Origin of the sequence: Streptomyces olivochromogenes, assembly GCF_021538895.1 — a bacterium.
GTDB lineage: Bacteria > Actinomycetota > Actinomycetes > Streptomycetales > Streptomycetaceae > Streptomyces > Streptomyces olivochromogenes_A.
On record NZ_JADDRL010000275.1, the window covers coordinates 1 to 616 of the forward strand.

At 73.1% G+C, this 616-nt stretch carries 1 protein-coding gene; it reads left to right on the forward strand.

Features of this window, described 5'->3' with window-relative positions:
- Nucleotides 1-616 (forward strand): condensation domain-containing protein (locus tag IPZ69_RS46785; protein ID WP_235461023.1); only part of this gene is annotated, 616 nt, incomplete at both ends.

The following is a 616-nucleotide window of genomic DNA, read 5'->3' on the forward strand; positions in this document are numbered from 1 at the left end:
GTTGGACCGTACGGCGCTTGAGGCGGCGCTGGGTGATGTCGTGGGCCGGCACGAGTCCCTGCGCACGGTGTTCGTCGAGGCCGACGGGGAGCCGGTCCAGCGGGTCCTGCCGGTCGAGGATGCCCGTCCTGTGGTGGGTGTGGTGCGGTGTGCGACGGCAGAGGAGGCCGCGGAGGCGGTGTCCGCGGCGTGCGGGCACCTGTTCCATCTGGAGAGGGACCTGCCGTTCCACGCGGAGCTGATCGAGCACGACGGCGACGGCGACGGGGACGGGGAAACCGGCGAGGTCACGCTCGTATTGGTGATGCACCACATCGCCACGGACGGTTGGTCGATGGGCCCGCTGACAGCGGATCTCTCCGCTGCCTACGCCGCCCGCCGTGACGGGCGGGCCCCCTCGTTCACGCCGCTCCCGGTCCAGTACGCCGACTACGCGCTGTGGCAACGGGACCAGGCGGAGTCGGAGCGGGCCGGGCTGGAGTTCTGGCGTTCGGCGCTGGCCGGGATGCCGGACGAGCTGGCCCTGCCCGTGGACCGCCCGCGTCCCGCTCGGCCGAGCTATCGGGGTGGCCAGGTGCGGCTCCCGGTGGACGCCGGACTGGCCGGTGGACTGCGG